Raw genomic sequence first — 18,754 nt, 5'->3', positions numbered from 1 at the left:
AAACGGGGCAGGTCAGGTCAGTCAACGGCCCAGCCTTTCGGTTTGAACAGCGGATCCTGGTAATGCGCGATTTCCATCGCGACGCCATGACCGATCTGGCCGCGCAGATCCTCCTGGGAAGGGTGGCGATAGACCGCGTCGTTGCCGTCGATCGAAGGGGCGTCGGCATCCTTCTTGCAACCCAGGCGCTCGGCAAGTCGGATCGAGTCCAGGTTCTTGGGGTCGATGTAGCTGACGGCGCTTTCCCACCCCAGGTCATGATAGAAATACCGCCGCACCCTGTCGGTTGCCTCCAGCGCATAGCCCTTGCCGGCCTTGTCGGGCCAGATGATCCAGGCGATCTCGCGCTCTGGCCATTTCGCCGGGAACCAGCCGCCGGCCATGCCTACGGTTTCCGACGTCTCGCGCAGGTGGATCATCCACATGCCGAACCCGCGGATTTCCCAATGGCCGATTTCGGCGGCATAGAGCATCCAGGTCTCGTAGGCGTTCAGTGGCCCGCCCATGAACCGCGACCGGTAGGAGGCGAAGGTGGCCTTGAAATCGGGATAATCCTGGGGCGCCGGCCCGCGCAGGATCAGCCTTTCGGTTTCCAGGACAGGGATGTCGCGATGACCCATCAGGCGGCCTCCTTGTCGTGGCGGAAGACAAGGGTATCGTCGGACAGCGCGGCCTCTGCCTCGGCGTCGCGGCGGGCGGCAAGCCGGGTCATCAAGCTGATGCAGCGGTCGTTTTCGGGGGCGACATAGGACACGATGCTGTCCCAATTCAGCGCCTCGAAGGCATGGGCGCGCACTGCTGCGACCGCCTCGGTGGCATAGCCGTGGCCCTCGGCCTCGGCGGTCAGGAAGATGCCCAGCTCGGGCTCGGGGTCTTCGTATTCATAGCCGATCAGCGCAAATCCCGCCGAGGGCGTGGTGTTTGCGTCGATGGTCCAGAGCCCGAATCCATGCAGCAGCCAGCAGGCGCAATAGTTGGTGAAATCCGCCCAGGCGCTGGCGCGGTTCATGGGGCCGCCCATGTGGATCGCACGGTCGGAACAGAGGATCGTGGCGTAGGCGTCGAAGTCATAGATCCGCGGACCGCGCAATTGCAGGCGCCGTGTGTCGAGCACCGGCAGCCGACCACCCAGTCGGGCGGCGACGCGGGCCCCGGGCCCCGGGATGTGACGTTCGCAAGGGGCGATCATGGCTGTCCCCCGGTGTGGCGCCAGACTTCGGCCGGATGTCCCAGCAGTTCGGTGAAACGTTCCAGATGCGCGCCAAGCCGTTCGGCAACCCGGCGCGAGCGCATGTTGTCGGGGTGGATGTAGGAAATCAGCGGACCGAGGCCGCGCTCTGCCGCAGCCCAATCCCGCACGCATGCCGCGGCTTCCGTGGCATAGCCCCTGCCCTCGAAACCGTCGAAGACATGCCAGCCCAGTTCGGGTTCGTCCCACATGACGTGATTGACGAGGCCGACGCGACCGACCATTTCGCCCTGGTGCTCGACCATGAAGAAACCGTAGCCGCGCAGCGCCCAGTGACCGAAGCCCGAGAGAAACCCGCGCCACTGATCGAATTCGTCCGCAACCGGCCCGCCCACGAAACGGGCGCGCGCGGAGGCCATGAAACGGGCCACGACCGGAAAATCCTCTTCGCGCGGCGTGCGCAGGATAAGGCGGTCCGTTGTCAGTGAAATGGCCGGGATCATGCCAGCGCCTCCGGTCCGGGGTGGCGCCAGAGGTCGTCCTCGCCCATGTTCTCATTGTGGTAGGTGCGTTCGTAAACGGCCCCCAATCGTGTGGCCAACGCGGCGGACCGGGTGTTGCCGGGAACGATGTTTGACGTCAACGTGGTAAAGCCCAGGTCCTCGTAGGCCCAGCGGCGGGCGCGTTCGGCGGCCTCGCGCGCGATGCCCTTGCCTTCGAATCCGTCGAAAACCACCCAGCCCAGTTCCGGTTCGGGCCAGGTTTCAGGGTTCCAGATGCCGCAGATCCCGGCGGTTTCGCCGGTCTCTTTCACCTCGATCACGAAATAGCCATAGCCGTGCCAGTGCCAGTGGCCGACGTTCAAGGTGAACCAACGCCAGGCATCGCTGCGCTGGGGGATGTGGCCAAAGCCGTCGGCGCGCACAGGGTCCTGCAGGAAGGCGATGACCGCCTCGGCGTCGCGTTTTTCCGGTCCGCGCAGGATCAGGCGGTCGGTCTCCAGGCGGGGGGCATTGGTCAGGCTCATGCGTAGGCCTCCGGGCTGCCGTCCGTATCCGGCGCATGGCGGTACACGATGGTGTCTTCTGCGATTTCGCCCGCGGGCAGCGGCGCATCCGGGTCGTGGGTCGCACCAAGGCGCCGCGCCAGCGCGATAGAGCGGCTGTTGTCCGGCGCGATGTAGGACACCAGCGTCCGCATCCCCTGCGCCCAAGCCCAGATCAGCACGGCCATCGCGGCCTCTTGGGCATAGCCCTTGCCCTCACCGGTCTCCAGCAAGGTCCAGCCGAGTTCACACTCGGGGAAATGCGGCGGTTTGTTCAGCCCGATCTGACCGACAAATTGGCCGTCCCGGGTTTCGATCCCCCACGCACCGTGCCCCATGAGGTCCCACATCGCCACCTCGGACGCCAGCCAGCGCCAAGCCTGCACGCGCTGCATCGGGCCACCCATGAACCGCGCGCGCTCGGTCCCGAACAGATCACAAAGCTGTTCGAGATCGCCCATCGTATGGGCGCGCAGCGTCAGGCGCGGGGTATGCAGGGTCGGGGCGGGCACGGCTTATTTCTTCTTGCCCAATCCGGAAAGGCCGGGGGGCAGTGCCCCACCTCCAAGACCGGGCAGGCCGCCCTTGGCTCCCATCTGCTTGGCCGCGGCCTCCAGCGCCTTGGGGTCCATTCCCTGGGCCATTTCCGGCGGCAGGCCACCCTTGCCGCCGAACATGCCGCGCATGGCCTGTTTCAGCATGCCGCCTTTGCCCATCTTGCCCATCTTCTTCATCATGTCGGACATCTGGCGCTGCATTTTCAGCAGCTTGTTGAGGTCGGCAACCTCCATGCCCGCGCCCTTGGCGATGCGTTTCTTGCGGCTGGCCTGCAGGATCTGCGGGTTGGCGCGTTCTTTCTTCGTCATCGACTGGATCAGCGCGATCTGCTGGCGCAGCATCTTGTCGTCGATGCCCGCGCCGTCCATCTGCTTGGCCATCTTGCCCATGCCGGGCATCATGGACATCATGCCCTCCATGCCGCCCATCTTGATCATCTGTTCCAGCTGCATCTTGAGGTCGTTCATGTTGAACTGACCCTTCTGGAAGCGCTTCATCATGCGCTCAGCCTGTTCGGCCTCGAGCGTCTGTTGCGCTTTTTCGACCAGCGCGACGATGTCGCCCATGCCAAGGATCCGGCCCGCGACCCGGTCCGGCTCGAAGGTTTCGAGCGCGTCCATCTTTTCGCCAAGGCCGACGAACTTGATCGGCTTGCCGGTCACGGCGCGCATCGACAGGGCGGCGCCGCCGCGGCCGTCGCCGTCCATCCGGGTCAGGACGACACCGGTGATGCCGATGCGGTTGTCGAAGTTTTCCGCCGTGTGCACCGCGTCCTGACCGGTCAGGCCGTCGACCACGAGGATCGTTTCACGCGGGTTGGCGACGTCGCGCACCGCCTCGACCTGGGCCATCAGCTCTTCGTCGATGGACAGGCGCCCGGCGGTGTCCAGCATGTAGACGTCATAGCCACCAAGGCCCGCCTGCGTCTTGGCGCGCTTGGCAATGGCGACCGGGTCCTCACCCTTGACGATGGGCAGCGTGTCGACGCCGATCTGCTGGCCGAGGATGGCCAGCTGTTCCATCGCTGCCGGGCGGTTGACGTCGAGCGAGGCCATCAGGACCTTCTTGCCGTCCCGCTCTTTCAGGCGCCTGGCGAGCTTGGCGGTGGTGGTCGTCTTGCCGCCGCCCTGCAGGCCGACCATCAGGATCGGCGCGGGCGGGCTGTCGATGCGAAGCTTGCCCGGCTCACCATCCTCGCCGGCCAGGACGGCGATCAGCTCGTCATGGACGATCTTGACGACCTGCTGGCCGGGTGTGACGGACTTGGTGACGGCGGCGCCGGTGGCCTTCTTCTCGACCGCCTTGATGAACTGGCGCGCCACGGGCAGAGAAACGTCGGCCTCCAACAGGGCCACGCGAACCTCGCGCAGCGCGGTGCGGACGTCATCCTCAGAGAGGGCGCCCTGCTTGGTCAGACGATCGAAGACGCCGCCGAGGCGTTCGGAGAGATTTTCGAACATGGGGCGCAGGGCCTCCTTTTCCTTCGTATTGCGCCTCTCAAGTTAAGGGCGCGCGGCGTGCATCACAATCGGATGGGTCAAAGCGCGAGAGCCCCCGTGGGCGCAACGCGCTGACGGAGGGCGATCCCGGGCAAACCCCAAGGGACCGGAAGGCCATAGGACTCCCGGAGATGGAGTGCTGTTAGGGGAGACGGAGGCGTGAGTCAATATCCCGCAGATCAAGGGCCAAATGGTCACGTTGCCGAAAGGGAGGGGAATATGGCAACGAGCGCGGAACATCGCCCACAGCACAAAAAAGCCGCTCCGACATGCCCGCCACTTATCAGGTCTATCCGCGTCTGAACATCGTCCTGGTCCTGTTCCGGGGAAAGATCACCGTGGATCAGAACATGGAAACCTTGCTGCGATACCGGTCGGACCCGTTGTTCGACGGTGGACAGCATACGTTGCTGGACGTCATGGATTGCCAGTTCCCGGATGACTTTTTCGCCGAGACCGCGCGGCTGGCGCATCGGCTGAGCGCCTATCACGAGGCGCGCGACCCGCGGGCGCGCACTTCCATCTTTGCGCCGGGCAAGGTGAATTATGGCATCTGTCGTCTGTACCGGGATGCGGTCAAGGCCCAGAGGCCCTATCCGCTGGAGGTGTTCCGCGACCCCACGGACGCGCTGCTATACGCAGAGCTGGATCCGGGGGATCGCGAGGTTCAGGGACTGCTCGGACGGAGCACGCTGACGGCCGCGTCGTCCTGATCAGGCCGCGAGACGCGACAGGTCTTCCTCGGCGCGGGCTTTCGATGCCTCTGGGTCGATCATCTGGCGGTCCGAGCGGACAACCTGGACGTCGGTGATGCCGATGAAGCCCAGAACATGACGCAACCACGGGGTTGCAAAGTCGATCGGCCCATCGACCTCGGTGCCGCCCGAGGCAACCGTGATGATGGCGCGCTTGCCGGTCATCAGGCCCTCGGGGCCTTCTTCGGTATAGCGGAAGGTGATGCCGGCCCGGGCGATCTGGTCAAACCAGGCCTTGAAACCCGACGGAACGCCGAAATTGTAGATCGGCAGCGCGATTACCAGCGTGTCTGCGGCGCGCAGTTCCTCGATCAGCGCGTCGGACAGCGCAAGGCGGGCGCGCTGGTCCGGGGTGCGGTCGCCCTCAGGGGTTCCATTGGCCTCCAGCCAGCCAGTGTCGATCTGGGGCACGTTTTCCACCAGATCGCGCGAGACGACGGTGGCGGGATTCAGGCGCGAGATCACTTGGTCGGCCAACTGGCGGCTGACGGAATCCGTGACGCGGGCAGAGGCGTCGATGCGGAGAACGGTATCGGTCATGTGTCCGGTCCTTTCCAGGAGCGTTGAATTGGATGACCGATAACTTGACCATTGCATTTGTGAACGCAATGCCGCATCAAGCGCAAGTAATGTGCGCAAATGCGCAGTCTGCCAAGCGAGGTGCATATGGACAACTGGGATGAGATCCGCACGGCCTACCAGGTCGCGCGCCTGGGCACGGTCAGCGGCGCCGCAGAGGTGCTGGGCGTGCACCATGCCACGGTGATCCGCCATATCGACGCGCTGGAGGGGCGGCTGGGTGTCAAGCTGTTCCAGCGACATGCGCGCGGCTATACGGCGACCGAGGCGGGCCATGACCTGATGCGCGTGGCGCAGACCACCGACGACCAGTTGCAGCAGCTGGAGGGCCGCATCAAGGGGCGCGGCAACGAGGTGGCGGGCGATCTGCTGGTCACGTCGCTGGTGGCCTTCGCTCCGCTGTTGGTCCCGGCGCTGACCAGTTTCCGCGCGCAATACCCGGATGTGATCGTGCGTTTTCTGACCGACGACCGGGTGTTCCGGCTGGAATACGGCGAGGCGCATGTGGCGCTGCGCGCCGGTCCCGCGCCGCAGGAGCCCGACAACGTCGTGCAGAGCTTTGCCCGCCAGGACATCGCGCTGTACGCGCATCGCGACTACATCGACCGTCACGGGATGCCCGAGGACGAAGACGGTCTCAAGGATCATTTCTTCGTCTCTCATGACGATCCCGAAAGCCGCGCGCCCTTTGCGCGTTGGCTGCGCGGGCATGTGCCGGCGGACAACGTTGTCTTCCGCAGTACGGATACCCGCGTGCTCGAGGCCGCGGTGGCCGAGGGCGCGGGGATCGGCTTCATGGGTACGCGCGAGGCCGCGCTGCGCCCGGAACTGGTGCAGGTCATGCCCCCGCGCGAGGAATGGGCCTCGCCCCTCTGGCTGGTGACGCATGTCGATCTCCACCGGACCGCCAAGGTCCAGGCCTTCCTGTCGCATCTCAAGGCCTTCGCCGGAGAGGGATCGGCCCGATGAGCGAGGCGGGGCGTGGGCACCTCGCCATGCTGGGCTTTGCCATGCTGGTTTCGGGGTCGTTTTCGCTGGGGGCAATGGCGGCCCCCTTCATCGAGCCCGAGGTTCTGAACGCGGTGCGGTTCCTGTTGGCCGGCGCGGTGCTCTGGGGATGGGCGCTGGCGACGGGCAAGGTGACGCGAGCGGTCTTTGACGCGCCCTGGCGGTATTTTGTCTTGGCGGGGCTCTTCGTCGTCTATTTCGTGACCATGTTCGAGGGTCTCAAGACGGCGGCCCCGGTCAGCATGGCGGCGGTCTTTACACTGAACCCGGCCCTGACGGCGATCTTTGGCTACCTGGTCGTGCAGCAGATCACCACGGCCCGCATGGCGCTGGCCATCGTCATCGGCGGGATCGGCGCGCTCTGGGTGATCTTTGATGCCGACCTTGCGGCCCTGATGCGGTTCGAGGTCGGGCGGGGCGAGGCGATCTACTTCTGGGGCTGCGTCGCGCATGCCCTCTACGCGCCAATGCTGCGCAAGCTGAGCCGCGGGGAATCCGGTATCGCCTTCAACGCGGGCATCCTGACCGCCGGGTCGGTGATCCTGTGCATCTGGGCCGGGCCGGACCTGCTGGCGATGGACTGGGGCGCGTTGCCGATGATCGTGTGGTGGACGATCCTCTACGTCGCACTGGCGGCGACCGGCGTGACCTTCCTGATCCTGCGGTACGCGGCCCTGCGACTGCCGGCGGCCAAGGTCATGGCCTACACTTATATCGTGCCGTCCTGCGTGATCCTGTGGGAACTGGTGCTGGGGCGGGGCGTGCCGACGGCGATGGTCCTGCCGGGCGTGGCGCTGACCGCCTTCTCGCTGTTGCTGCTGCTCAAGGACGAGGAAAAGCCCGAGGAGGCGACCGCGGCCTGAGGCGCCCTTGTTTTGATGGCCTCAGGGTTTGCCATCGGGCGCCGGGGCCAACTCCTGTTCCAGGAAACGTTCGAAGCCGTCCAGATCGAACTGGTCGAACTGGCCGAAGGCCTGCATCCAGATGCTGGCCTCACGCAGGGCGTCCGGTTCCAGCTTGCACCATTTGACCCGTCCCCGCTTTTCCTGGCTGATAAGGCCGGCGCGGGTCAGGATGACGAGGTGTTTCGAAATCGCGGCCAGTGACATCTCGAACGGGTGGGCGACATCGGTCACTGCCATGTCGTCCTCCAGCAGCATCGACAGGATACGGCGGCGCGTCGGATCGGCAAGCGCGGCAAAGACGGTATCCAGCCGGTCGCTCATCTTGTCCCGGAACGGAATACAGCCGCCACGGTCGGCTGTCTGCTGCAATGGACGGGATTGGCGAACATGGGGGCGATCCTGAGCGGTTTGCGTCGGTTTGGGCGGGTCCTGACGAAAACTCAACCGAAAAGTTGAATTTGCATTTGCAGCATGTTTGCCGCCCGAATGGGCTGCGGCGGAATGACCGTCGTGCAAGGGTGTCGAATTTTTACCTTTAAAAGCAGTGTTTTGGGGCGCTTTTGTCCACTCTGCCATGCATGTTGACTCAACGCGCGCCCCGGCATAGCACCATGCCAACCCTGACCGGAGCCATCTGCACCGTGAGCGACCCCGACCCCAAGCGTAAGCTGGATGACCTGGACGCCAAGCTGAGCGCCTACAAGGCGGGACGCAAAGTGGAGAAGGCCCATCAGGAAGAACACTACTCGCAGGCCAATATCGCCTGGCGGATGGTGACGGAAATGGTGGCCGGTCTGGGGATCGGGTTCGGGATCGGATACGGGCTCGACGCTCTCCTGGGCACCACGCCGTTGCTGATGGTGGTGTTCTCATTGCTGGGCATCGCTGCGGGCATCAACGTGATGCTGCGGACGGCGAAAGAGGTCCAGGCGAAACAGGGTTCCGGACCGGAGTCCGGAACAGGCCCCGAGCGGGCCAAGGCGGACCGCCCCGACGGGGGCACGAACGACAGCGCCCGGTTGACCGGAGCGGATGAGGGGAAAAGAGATGGCGACTGAAAGCGCAGAAACGGCAGACGGCGGCCTGGTGTTCCACCCGATGGACCAGTTCATCGTCAAGCCGCTGTTCGGCCACGGCGAAGTGGGCATGTTCACCATCACCAACGTGACGCTCTGGCTGTTCCTGGCCATCGTCGCCGTTGTCCTGATGATGGTTGTCGGCACCTCCAAGCGCGCGATCGTGCCGTCGCGGTCGCAGTCGGTGGCCGAGCTGGCCTACGGCTTCGTCTACAAGATGGTCGAGGACGTGACCGGCAAGGACGGGCTGAAGTACTTCCCCTACATCATGACCCTGTTCATGTTCATCGTTTTCGCCAACTTCCTTGGCCTGATCCCGATGAGCTTCACCACCACCTCGCATTTCGCCGTTACCGTCGTTCTGGCGCTCTCGGTCTTCCTGACCGTGACCGTGCTGGGCTTCGTCAAGAACGGCGCCGGTTTCCTGAGCCTCTTCTGGGTGTCCAGCGCGCCGCTGGCGCTGCGCCCGGTCCTGGCCCTGATCGAATTGATCTCGTACTTCGTGCGTCCGGTCAGCCACTCCATTCGTCTTGCGGGCAACGTCATGGCAGGCCACGCCGTGATCAAGGTCTTCGCGGGCTTTGCCGCCATCGCTGCAATCAGCCCGCTGTCGGTGGTCGCGATCACCGCGATGTACGGGCTGGAGATCCTGGTGTCCTTCATCCAGGCCTATGTCTTCACGATCCTGACCTGCGTCTACCTCAAGGACGCATTGCACCCGCATCACTGACGCAGCGGCGGGGTGAGCCCCGCCCCACGCAAAGAACACCTCGATACAGAAACTTCCAATCGTAAGGAGATACACAATGGAAGGTCTCAACTTCATCGGCGCCGGTCTCGCAGCAATCGGTTCGGGCGCAGCCGCCATCGGTGTGGGCAACGTTGCCGGCAACTTCCTGGCAGGCGCCCTGCGCAACCCTTCGGCAGCTGCTTCGCAGACCGCCACCCTCTTCATCGGCATCGCATTCGCAGAAGCACTGGGCATCTTCTCGTTCCTGGTCTCGCTGCTGCTGATGTTCGCCGTCTGATCCACGGAACTTAACGATCCTTACGCGCGGGCGGTCAGGCACGCCTGACCGCCCGATGTAGAGACAAGTTCCGACGGAGGACAACATGGCGACCGAAACTCACGGGGCCGAAGCCGCAAGCACCTGCGTTGACGCCGGCGGCAGCGCCGTCGGGATGCCGCAGCTCTGCGGTGACTGGATCGGCAACCAGGTCTTCTGGCTGGTGATCACGCTGGTCGTGATCTACTTTGTGCTGGCCCGCATCGCCCTGCCGCGGATCGCGGCCGTTCTGGCGGAACGCCAGGGGACGATCACCAACGACATCGCCGCTGCCGAAGATCTCAAGCGCAAGGCAGAAGAAGCCGAAGCCGCTTATGACAAGGCGCTTGCCGATGCACGGGCCGAGGCCCAGACCATCGCGCAAAAGGCGCGTGACGACATCAAGGCCGACCTCGACGTCGCAATGGAAAAGGCCGACGCGGAAATCGCGGCCAAGGCTGCCGAGTCGGAGAAGGCCATCGCCGAGATCCGCGACAGCGCCCTTGCCAATGTCGAAGTCGTGGCCAAGGACACCGCAGGCGCCATCGTGGCGGCCCTGGGGGCATCCGCCGACGACGCCAAGATCGCCGCTGCGGTCGACGCGCAGTTGAAAGGGTAAGGTCATGAAGAAACTCATCCTTCCCGCAATCGCCGCATTGGCCGCGACACCGGCTGCCGCTGCTTCGGGTCCGTTCTTTTCGCTGGGCAACACCGATTTCGTGGTGCTGCTGGGCTTCCTTCTGTTCATCGCGGTCCTGGTTTACTTCAAGGTGCCGGGTCTGCTGATGGGTCTGCTGGACAAGCGGGCCGAGGGCATCCAGGACGAACTGGACGAAGCGCGCAAGCTGCGCGAAGAAGCGCAGTCGCTGCTGGCCAGCTACGAGCGCAAGCAGCGCGAAGTGCAGGGTCAGGCCGACCGTATCGTCGCCCATGCCAAGCAGGAGGCCGAACTGGCCGCCGAGCAGGCCAAGGCCGACATCCAGGCTTCGATCGCCCGCCGTCTGCAGGCTGCCGAAGGCCAGATCGCCTCGGCCGAGGCGGCTGCCGTCAAGGAAGTGCGCGACCGTGCCGCTGCCGTAGCCGTTGCCGCCGCGCGCAACGTGGTGGCCGAGCAGATGACCGCCGACAGCGCGGGCAAGCTGATCGACGACGCGATCGCAGACGTGAGCGCCAAGCTCCACTGATCGCGTCCCGAGGGACAGTGACGAGGCCCGGCCAGAGTGCCGGGCCTTGCGCGTTGAAGGCCCCGTCGGGGCCCAATCGCCGGCACAGGCGGCAAGACCGGTCCGCGAGAGAAATCGCGGCCGAACCAGGACAGAGGTTGAGGCGTGGCACATATCATCGTTGTGGGTAACGAAAAGGGAGGCGCGGGCAAGTCGACGATCTCGATGCATGTCGCGACGGCGCTGGCGCGCATGGAACATCGGGTCTGGACGCTGGACCTTGACCTGCGGCAGCAAAGCCTGGGGCGCTACCTGGCCAACCGCCGTGCCTGGCTCAAGAAGGAAGAGCGTGACCTGCCGGTGCCGGGATACATGGCCTTGCCAGAGGCCGATCCCACGGCGCTCGCCGCCGGTGAACAGGCCGCCGACAACCGTCTCAGCCGTGCCGTGGCCGAGCTGGAGCCCAAGTCGGATTTCATCATCATCGACTGCCCCGGCGCTTACACACGGCTGGCGCAGGTGGCGCATTCGCTGGCCGATACGCTGGTGACGCCCCTGAACGACAGTTTCGTGGATTTCGACCTGCTCGCGCGGATCGAGGGCGATGGCGAAACCATTGCCGGACCGTCGGTCTATGCCGAGATGGTCTGGTCGGCGCGGCAACTGCGGGCGCAGGCGGGGTTGAAGCCGATGGACTGGATCGTGTTGCGCAACCGGATCGGTGCCCAGCAGATGATCAACAAGGCCAAGATGGAAAAGGCGGTCGCGACCCTGTCGAAACGCATCGGCTTTCGCGTGGCGCCCGGGTTTTCGGAACGGGTGGTGTTCCGTGAATTGTTCCCGCGCGGCCTGACCTTGCTCGACCTGCGGGACATTGGCGTGCGCAGCCTGAGCCTGTCGAACATCGCCGCTCGGCAAGAGGTGCGCGACCTCGTAAAGTCGCTGAAACTTCCGGACGTCACGGTCAATTTCTAGGCCCACTGCGTTGGGACCCGTATAGGCCTGTGTTTCTTTGGGCCTGAAATACCTCCGGGGGTCCGGGGGCAGAGTCCCCGGCGCCGCCTTGGCGGCAAGGAAAAAGACCGGACCGACAGGTCCGGCCCATAAACTCTGCCGAGAATCCGAAGCGGCGTTACTCGGCCGGAACCGCCGCGGGGGCTGCCTTGGCAAAGTGCTGCCGGTTCAGGCGCAGCACCAGGGCGATGGCGACGACCTGCGATGCGATGGCCAGTCCGGTAACGCCCCAGTAGGCCAGGTCGAACTTGTCGACGACACCGGCGGCGACAAGGCCCTTGTTGGCAAAGAAGTGGATCATCACCGCAAGTGCCACGAAGGGACAGACCAGCGCGTAGGAACCCGGCGAGGTCTTGGTCCCCATCACGAAATCGCTGAAGTATCCCTGCGCCTTGAGCACCACGGCACCCAGACCGAGGAAGGCCAGCTGGATGCCCAGCAGGCGGGCAAGGAAGACCATCGTTTCACCGGCGTCGCCATGCGCATCAAAGGCTGAATGCAGCCCGTGCGCCTGGCGCAGGAACATGATGCCCAGCACGGTGACGATCGGAACGATGATCATCAGGGTCGGGCTTGCCTCGCGCGCGGTGCCGTGCTGCAACATCGAGGCGAAGGCAGTGATGCTGGCAAAGGCCGCGTACAACATCGCAATGGTGCCCAGAATGGTCGAGAGTACCAGAGCGATACCGACCGTCGTGGCGCTCGTGCTCATCGCAGCAGGGGCGGCAAAGCCGACGGCAATCATCGACACGGCAAAGGCCGGGGTGAGCTGCGCGAAAGAGTTGTGCGCGGTCACGTCGAACAGCCCGCCCTTGGCCAGAACGCGGCCCAGGAAATCCCCGATCATGCGGAAAGCAATCACCGCGATCAGGCCGAAGGCCACCATTGCCAACGGAAAAAGATATTCCACCACGCTCCACAGCCGGGGCACGAAGACCAAGCCGATGATGAAGCCGACGTTCACCGACATGGCCAGCGCCAGCGGCATCGCAAGCAAGGTGGATTCGGCGTTGGAATTTCGCAGTTCCGCGTAGGCCGGGGTTTTTCTGAAATCGTTGTAGGAGGTGAGGTTCCAGACCAGCGACTTGATGTTGAGGAAGGCAAAGCCGGCAATGCCGATCATCGCGACAACGATCGCGGCCTGCATGTAGGGGCCGCCGCTGGCCCAGGCGGTCATGATGTCTTCGAATACCGGGACGGGCTGACCTGGGTGGGGCACCCAGAACATGAGGAACATGAAGAAACTGACAGCGATGCCGCCGGCGCCAAGCGAGGCGAGAAAGTAGATCGGGGAATAGCTGTCTGCGGGTCTTTGTGCTGCGCTGGCCATGAGGGCCTCCTGTGACAGGCGGAAAACATTCATATGGTGGAATGTAATATGCATTCTGAATTCTGAATGTAAAGCGAGACTTGATTGCGTGCCATTGATGGCGCCCATTCGAGGGTTAACCACTTCGTAACCAAGTTCAGCTTAGATTAAGCAATGCGCGGTTTTCCCTGTGTTCTCCTTCTGCTCGGCCTCGTCGGATGCGCATCGGCGGGGCCGGGTTTTTATGGCGCAGAGAAACACACGCGCGAGGTCGAGGGATCGCGATTCATCCTTCGATTCCGGGGTCCCCTGGTCGAGGCCACGCGCAGGTCTCCGGAATGGATGCCCCGGTTCGCCGACGTCGCGCGCAAGGCCGGTATCGCGGCACAAATCGAAACCGGCTGTCGTGCAAAATGGGTCGAGGGTGACCCGGCCATGATGTGGATCGGCTTGTCCTGCGACGGAACACCTGCCCCAAAATTGCCCCGTCGGCCTCGAACACTCAAATGCGCCATTGATGAGCCCACGCGGCGCGGACCCCCGCGGGCCCTGGTCTTGGATTGCGGTGTGGGTCGGCGCTAGGCCGCAATATCTTGTGGAGAAGTGGCGTGATGCTGCCATATGGGGCGTCACTTCCTTGACTCGGCGCACCTCGAAAGCGCAGGTTGAGGGTCACATTCGGAATCGGACCCGGCCCATTGCGCTTTTCCAGACTCAGACTCACCGGCTTCAAAAGTTTCGTCGATCCGACGGATCTGATTATCAACGACGGGCTGACCGGCGTGGTCGGGCCGAACGGTTGTGGCAAATCCAACCTGCTGGAGGCGCTGCGCTGGGTCATGGGCGAAACCCGGGCCAAGGCGATGCGTGGCGGCGGGATGGAAGATGTGATCTTTGCCGGGGCCTCTTCGCGGCCGGCCCGCAACTTTGCCGAGGTCAGCCTGCATATCGACAACGCCGACCGGTTGGCCCCGGCGGGGTTCAACGACCACGACCACCTTGAGATCGTGCGCCGCATCACCCGTGACGTCGGCAGCGCCTACAAGGTCAACTCCAAGGATACGCGGGCGCGCGACGTACAGATGCTGTTCGCCGACGCGGCCACGGGCGCGCATTCCCCTGCGCTGGTCCGGCAGGGGCAGATCAGCGAACTGATCAACGCCAAGCCCAAGAATCGCCGCAAGGTGCTGGAGGATGCTGCCGGCATCGGCGGTCTGTACCAGCGTCGGCACGAGGCAGAGCTGAAGCTGAAGAACACCGAGGCCAACCTCTTGCGGGTCGACGACGTGGTCGAGCAACTGGCAGGACAATTGTCCGCGCTGGCCAAGCAGGCCCGCCAGGCGGCTCGCTATCGTGCCATCGGGACCGAATTGCGACAGGCCGAGGGCATGTTGCTGTATCGCCGTTGGCGCGAGGCCGACGATGCGCGAGCCGCGGCCGAGGCTGCGCTGCGCGAGACGGTGACACGGGCCGCGCAGGCGGAAACCACGGCGCGTGCTGCCGAAAATAACCGTGCCGAACGCGAAGAGACCCTGCCGCCCCTCCGCGAAGAAGAAGCGATCGCCGCCGCCGTGTTGCAACGGTTGATCGTTCAGCGCGATACGCTTTCCGATCAGGAAAAGCAGGCATTGGCCCGGATCGAGACCCTGAAGAACCGGATCGCCCAGCTTGTCCGCGACATGGACCGCGAAGCCGGGCTCAACCGCGACGCCGGCGAGACAATCGAACGGTTGGAATGGGAGGCCCGCGAGCTTGCCAAGGCCTCGGAAGGGCACGAAGACAGGCTGGCCGAAGCCCATGAAGCCGCGCGCGAGGCCTCGGGCGTTTTGCAGGCCCGCGAGGCGGAGCTGGAACAGCAGACAGAGGATGTTGCCCGCCTGTCCGCGCGTCACCAGTCGGCGCAGCGCTACCTTGCCGATTGCCGCAAGACGGTGGAGCGGAACGAGAGCGAGGCCGCCCGGGCGCGCGCCACGGTCGATACCGCCAAGGAGGCGCAGGCCCGCTCTCGCGAGGCGGCAGAGGCCGCACAGGCCCGACTGACGGAGGCCCAGCAGGCGGCGGAACAGGCCGAGGTGACCCTGACAGAGGCCGAGGCCGCCCGAGCCGATACCCAGGCACGCGAGGCGGAGGCGCGCGGAGAGCGTTCCGAGGCCGAGGGGCAAATGAACGCCCTGCGGGCCGAGGTGACGGCGCTGGCCCGCCTGCTGGACCGAGACACCGCCGAGGGCGGGCAGATCCTGGATCGGCTGCAGGTCGAACAGGGGTATGAAAAAGCCTTGGGTGCGGCGCTGTCGGACGATCTGCGTGCGCCCGAGGTCGAGGGCGACGGGCCGACCGGCTGGGTCGTGCTGGCGGCCTATGACACGACGCAACCTCTGCCCGAGGGCGCCTCGCCACTGGCGGGCCATGTTTCTGTGCCCGATGTGCTGGAACGCCGGCTGAGCCAGATCGGCCTGGTGGATGCGGAGGACGGTCCGCGCCTGCAGGCGCTGCTGAAGCCCGGTCAACGGCTGGTGACGCTGGAGGGCGATCTCTGGCGTTGGGACGGCTATCGCGCCTGGGCCGAGGATCAGCCTTCGGCGGCGGCCCTGCGGCTGGAACAGCTCAACCGGCTGGAGGGGCTGAAACAGGAAATGGCGCGCGCCTCGGCGCAGCTCGAAGGGACTCAGGCGGCGCATGAGGCGCTGGTGGCGCAGTTGAGCGCGCTGACAGAGGCGGACAAGGCGGCGCGCGCGGCGCGGCGCGCGGCGGATCAGGCCGTGACAGAGGCCACCCGGGCGCAAAGCCGCGCCGAGGCCGAACGCGACATGGCCGAAGGCAAGGTCGAAAGCGCCACCCTGTCGGTCAAGCGCTACGAGGACGAAGCCGGCGCGGCCCGTGGTCAGCTCAAGGAGGCCGAGCGGGCTCTTGCAGGCCTGGACGACCTCGAAGAGGCACGCGCCCGGGCCGAAGACATCAAGATGACCGTCGAGGCGGCGCGGATGACCATGATGGCCCGCCGTTCTGCCCATGACGAATTGCGCCGGGATGGCGAGGCCCGCAAGGGGCGCGCCCAGCAGGTGACAAAGGACCTGTCCGGCTGGCGTCACCGCTTGGAAACCGCCGAGAAACGCGCCACCGAACTGGCAGAGCGCAAGGCCGAGAGCGAAGCGGAACTGGCGCAGGCGGAAGAGGTCCCGGGCGAGCTGGAGGCGCAGCGCAACGAGCTGACCGGTGCGATGGAGGCGGCAGAGGACCGCAAGGCTGCGGCCAGCGATGCACTGTCGGAGGCCGAGAGCGCCCTGCGCGAGGCGATCACTGCCGAACGCGACGCCGAGCGGGTGGCCGGCGAGGCGCGAGAGGCCCGCGCGCGGGCAGAGGCACGGGCCGAGGCCGCCCGCGAAACCGTCGAAGTCGCGGCAGAGCGGATCGCCGACGAGTTGGAGACGACGCCGGAGGCGCTGCTGGCCCAGTTGGACGTGGACCCGGACCAGATGCCCGCCTCGGACAAGATCGAGGCCGAGGTCTCGCGCCTGAAACGCCAGCGTGACGCATTGGGCGCGGTCAACCTGCGCGCCGAGGAAGATGCGCGGGAAGTTCAGGAAGAGCACGACACGCTGGTGGCCGAGAAATCCGACCTCGAAGAGGCGGTCAAGACGCTGCGGTCCGGCATTGCCAGCCTGAACCGCGAAGGGCGCGAACGCCTGCTGACTGCCTTTGAACAGGTGAACAGCAACTTTTCGATGCTGTTCACCCATCTCTTTGGCGGCGGCGAGGCCAGCCTGATGATGGTCGAAAGCGACGACCCTCTGGAAGCCGGGCTGGAAATCATGTGTCAGCCGCCAGGCAAGAAGCTCTCCACCCTGTCACTGATGTCCGGGGGAGAACAGACCCTGACCTGCCTCGCGCTGATCTTTGCGGTCTTCATGGCCAACCCCTCGCCGATCTGCGTGCTGGACGAGGTAGACGCGCCATTGGACGACGCCAACGTGACGCGTTTCTGCGACATGCTGGACGAGATGTGCCGCCGCACGGACACGCGGTTCCTGATCATCACCCACCACGCGGTGACGATGGCGCGGATGGATCGGCTGTTCGGCGTGACCATGCAGGAGCAAGGGGTCAGCCAGCTTGTCTCTGTCGACCTCAAGCGGGCCGAGAGCCTGGTGGCCTGAACCGGGCACACAACCGCCTCACCTTTCCGTCAAAGGGTTTCCGCCGCGCGCCGATTGCGCCATGTAAGGCGGGTTGCTCCTTTGTCCCGGTTCCTTGCGACGGTATCACATGCGCCTCTTCCTCCTGATTGCCCTGACCATGGCGGCTTTTGCCGCGAACTCTGTTCTGAATCGGGCCGCGCTGGCCGGGGGCGGGATCGACGCGGTGAGTTTCGGCACAATCCGGCTGTGGTCCGGCGCGGTGACGCTGGTCCTGCTGGGGTTGGTGCTGCGCGGGCGGGTTGTGCTGGGCGGCGCCGGCAGGGTCGCCGGGGTTCTGGGGCTGGTTCTCTATATCTACGGGTTCTCGGTCGCCTATGTGGCGCTGGATGCGGGGCTGGGGGCGCTGATCCTCTTCGGAACCGTCCAGGTGACGATGTTCGGCGGCAGCCTGATCGGCGGAGAACGCCCGCCGGCGTTGCGTTGGGCGGGGGCGGCGTTGGCCTTTGGCGGCCTGGCCTGGCTGCTCTGGCCGGGTGGGGGTGTCGCGCTCAGCCTGGTGCACGGCGCGGCGATGGTCCTCGCTGGGCTGGGCTGGGGGATCTATTCGCTGGCCGGACGGCGGGCCGAGGATCCCTTGCTGGCGACCGGGGCGAATTTTCTGCTGGCGGCCCCATTGGGGTTCTTGTTGGGGCTGGGATTGCCTGTCAGCCCAGAGGCAGTGTCACCGGAGTTGACGGGCATTCTGTTGGCGGTGGTTTCGGGCGCGGTGACCTCGGGGCTGGGCTATGCGCTGTGGTATCATGTCCTGCCACAGATCAAGGGCAGCGTCGCAGCGGTGGCTCAGCTGAGCGTGCCGGTCATCGCCATGGCGGGTGGCATGGTCTTTCTGGGCGAGGCGCTGTCGCTGGATTTCGTCATCGCGGCCGCGGTTGTTCTGGGTGGCGTGGCCCTCTCGGTCTTGAAGAAATAACCGCCCGGATCAGCGCAGGATCGGCTCCAGCGGGTCATAACCGGGGCCCTCGCCCCAGGCGACTTCGGGCAGGCTGGAGGGTTTCAGGCGCAGGTGTGCCAGTTCCTCCCGTGCAAAAAAGCGGCGTTTGTGCACGACGCCCTCCGGGTCCTTCCAATCCTCTGAAAGCGTGCCAGAGGTGATGCGGGCACGAAAGAAGATCTCGACCTGGTGAAAGCCGCGTGCGGGGTCGTGGAATTCGTTGACGAGGCAGGGAGCGCCGACATCTACGCGCAGGCCGGTCTCTTCCAGCACCTCGCGGGCAAGGTTGTCCGGCAGGCTGGAGTGCGGCTCGACCCCGCCGCCGGGGGCGCACCACAGGTCCGAGGTGTTGCCGGGCCAGGCGTTGACCAGCAGCAGGCGGTTGTCCTGCAGGATCACGGCGCGGCAGGCGATGCGAGGGGCGGGCATTCATGCACTCCTTTCATGGCTTTTCTATGCGGTGGCGGGGCGCTATGCCAGC

At 65.2% G+C, this 18,754-nt stretch carries 21 protein-coding genes; 11 read left to right on the top strand and 10 right to left on the bottom strand.

The genetic code is table 11. The features are described from left to right. Positions 1 to 17 precede the first annotated feature (17 nt). From ACQY5B_RS21750 to ffh, 6 genes are read right to left on the bottom strand one after another with little or no spacing between them, the layout of a single operon-like run. On the bottom strand, positions 18 to 620 hold the full coding sequence (locus ACQY5B_RS21750; RefSeq protein WP_305968004.1) for a GNAT family N-acetyltransferase: 603 nt from the start codon (positions 618 to 620) through the stop codon (positions 18 to 20). Next, a complete protein-coding gene (locus ACQY5B_RS21745) occupies positions 620 to 1,189 on the bottom strand; it encodes a GNAT family N-acetyltransferase (protein WP_420327430.1) in 570 nt (189 codons plus the stop codon). Before ACQY5B_RS21745 ends, ACQY5B_RS21750 begins: the two co-directional genes overlap by 1 nt. After that, positions 1,186 to 1,692 (bottom strand): GNAT family N-acetyltransferase, encoded by a 507-nt coding sequence (locus tag ACQY5B_RS21740; protein ID WP_420327431.1) that lies wholly within the window; start codon positions 1,690 to 1,692, stop codon positions 1,186 to 1,188. Before ACQY5B_RS21740 ends, ACQY5B_RS21745 begins: the two co-directional genes overlap by 4 nt. Further along, positions 1,689 to 2,216 carry a GNAT family N-acetyltransferase gene (locus ACQY5B_RS21735; RefSeq protein ID WP_420327432.1) on the bottom strand — a complete coding sequence of 176 codons (528 nt, stop codon included), beginning with the start codon at positions 2,214 to 2,216 and terminating at the stop codon, positions 1,689 to 1,691. The genes ACQY5B_RS21740 and ACQY5B_RS21735 overlap by 4 nt, the downstream gene beginning before the upstream one ends. Then, positions 2,213 to 2,746, bottom strand: a complete 534-nt coding sequence (locus tag ACQY5B_RS21730) for a GNAT family N-acetyltransferase (RefSeq protein ID WP_420327433.1) — start codon at positions 2,744 to 2,746, stop codon at positions 2,213 to 2,215. Before ACQY5B_RS21730 ends, ACQY5B_RS21735 begins: the two co-directional genes overlap by 4 nt. Before the next feature lie 3 nt (positions 2,747 to 2,749). Then, positions 2,750 to 4,252 carry a signal recognition particle protein gene (gene ffh / locus ACQY5B_RS21725; RefSeq protein ID WP_420327435.1) on the bottom strand — a complete coding sequence of 501 codons (1,503 nt, stop codon included), beginning with the start codon at positions 4,250 to 4,252 and terminating at the stop codon, positions 2,750 to 2,752. Positions 4,253 to 4,560: 308 nt separating this feature from the next. On the opposite strand from ffh, the gene ACQY5B_RS21720 reads away from it, so the two are divergent. Next, the gene (locus ACQY5B_RS21720; protein WP_420327436.1) at positions 4,561 to 5,004 is read left to right on the top strand and encodes a hypothetical protein; all 444 of its coding nucleotides are present in this window, start codon (positions 4,561 to 4,563) and stop codon (positions 5,002 to 5,004) included. On the opposite strand, the gene ACQY5B_RS21715 is transcribed toward ACQY5B_RS21720, so the two are convergent. Then, positions 5,005 to 5,586 (bottom strand): FMN-dependent NADH-azoreductase, encoded by a 582-nt coding sequence (locus tag ACQY5B_RS21715; protein WP_420327437.1) that lies wholly within the window; start codon positions 5,584 to 5,586, stop codon positions 5,005 to 5,007. A gap of 126 nt (positions 5,587 to 5,712) precedes the next feature. Here ACQY5B_RS21715 and ACQY5B_RS21710 point away from each other — a divergent pair, with 126 nt between their 5' ends. Beyond that, positions 5,713 to 6,594: a LysR family transcriptional regulator gene (locus ACQY5B_RS21710; RefSeq protein ID WP_420327438.1), complete on the top strand. Its 882-nt coding sequence runs from the start codon at positions 5,713 to 5,715 to the stop codon at positions 6,592 to 6,594. Next, entirely contained in the window at positions 6,591 to 7,496 is a 906-nt protein-coding gene (locus ACQY5B_RS21705; RefSeq protein ID WP_420327439.1) for a DMT family transporter, read from the top strand. The genes ACQY5B_RS21710 and ACQY5B_RS21705 overlap by 4 nt, the downstream gene beginning before the upstream one ends. Before the next feature lie 21 nt (positions 7,497 to 7,517). On the opposite strand, the gene ACQY5B_RS21700 is transcribed toward ACQY5B_RS21705, so the two are convergent. After that, positions 7,518 to 7,859, bottom strand: coding sequence for an ArsR/SmtB family transcription factor (locus ACQY5B_RS21700; protein WP_305968014.1), 342 nt, complete (start codon positions 7,857 to 7,859; stop codon positions 7,518 to 7,520). Between the two features lie 320 nt (positions 7,860 to 8,179). On the opposite strand from ACQY5B_RS21700, the gene ACQY5B_RS21695 reads away from it, so the two are divergent. The 6 genes from ACQY5B_RS21695 (at position 8,180) to ACQY5B_RS21670 (ending at position 11,798) form a co-directional block, all read left to right on the top strand. Continuing rightward, positions 8,180 to 8,596, top strand: coding sequence for an AtpZ/AtpI family protein (locus ACQY5B_RS21695; protein ID WP_420327440.1), 417 nt, complete (start codon positions 8,180 to 8,182; stop codon positions 8,594 to 8,596). Further along, positions 8,586 to 9,344, top strand: coding sequence for a F0F1 ATP synthase subunit A (locus ACQY5B_RS21690; RefSeq protein ID WP_305968016.1), 759 nt, complete (start codon positions 8,586 to 8,588; stop codon positions 9,342 to 9,344). The genes ACQY5B_RS21695 and ACQY5B_RS21690 overlap by 11 nt, the downstream gene beginning before the upstream one ends. 76 nt (positions 9,345 to 9,420) lie before the next feature. Then, positions 9,421 to 9,642, top strand: coding sequence for a F0F1 ATP synthase subunit C (locus tag ACQY5B_RS21685; RefSeq protein WP_043140840.1), 222 nt, complete (start codon positions 9,421 to 9,423; stop codon positions 9,640 to 9,642). Between the two features lie 85 nt (positions 9,643 to 9,727). Next, positions 9,728 to 10,279 carry a F0F1 ATP synthase subunit B' gene (locus tag ACQY5B_RS21680; protein ID WP_305968017.1) on the top strand — a complete coding sequence of 184 codons (552 nt, stop codon included), beginning with the start codon at positions 9,728 to 9,730 and terminating at the stop codon, positions 10,277 to 10,279. Between the two features lie 4 nt (positions 10,280 to 10,283). Continuing rightward, positions 10,284 to 10,844 carry a F0F1 ATP synthase subunit B gene (locus ACQY5B_RS21675; RefSeq protein WP_305968018.1) on the top strand — a complete coding sequence of 187 codons (561 nt, stop codon included), beginning with the start codon at positions 10,284 to 10,286 and terminating at the stop codon, positions 10,842 to 10,844. 144 nt (positions 10,845 to 10,988) lie between these two features. Continuing rightward, complete coding sequence (locus ACQY5B_RS21670; protein ID WP_420327443.1) at positions 10,989 to 11,798, top strand: division plane positioning ATPase MipZ; 810 nt, start codon at positions 10,989 to 10,991, stop codon at positions 11,796 to 11,798. A gap of 157 nt (positions 11,799 to 11,955) precedes the next feature. Here the strand turns inward: ACQY5B_RS21670 and ACQY5B_RS21665 are convergent, their stop codons facing one another. Beyond that, the gene (locus ACQY5B_RS21665) at positions 11,956 to 13,167 is read right to left on the bottom strand and encodes a TsoY family (seleno)protein (protein ID WP_420327444.1); all 1,212 of its coding nucleotides are present in this window, start codon (positions 13,165 to 13,167) and stop codon (positions 11,956 to 11,958) included. A gap of 677 nt (positions 13,168 to 13,844) precedes the next feature. On the opposite strand from ACQY5B_RS21665, the gene smc reads away from it, so the two are divergent. Then, positions 13,845 to 17,300: a chromosome segregation protein SMC gene (smc, locus tag ACQY5B_RS21660; protein WP_420327446.1), complete on the top strand. Its 3,456-nt coding sequence runs from the start codon at positions 13,845 to 13,847 to the stop codon at positions 17,298 to 17,300. 109 nt (positions 17,301 to 17,409) lie between these two features. Continuing rightward, positions 17,410 to 18,252: a DMT family transporter gene (locus ACQY5B_RS21655; RefSeq protein WP_420327448.1), complete on the top strand. Its 843-nt coding sequence runs from the start codon at positions 17,410 to 17,412 to the stop codon at positions 18,250 to 18,252. Between the two features lie 9 nt (positions 18,253 to 18,261). Here the strand turns inward: ACQY5B_RS21655 and ACQY5B_RS21650 are convergent, their stop codons facing one another. Next, complete coding sequence (locus tag ACQY5B_RS21650) at positions 18,262 to 18,702, bottom strand: NUDIX domain-containing protein (RefSeq protein WP_420327450.1); 441 nt, start codon at positions 18,700 to 18,702, stop codon at positions 18,262 to 18,264. Positions 18,703 to 18,754 lie beyond the last annotated feature (52 nt).

This window comes from Antarctobacter sp., assembly GCF_965277915.1.
Taxonomy (GTDB): domain Bacteria; phylum Pseudomonadota; class Alphaproteobacteria; order Rhodobacterales; family Rhodobacteraceae; genus Antarctobacter.
Note: the sequence above shows the minus strand (reverse complement) of the source record. Positions and strands in the feature narration are given on the sequence as shown.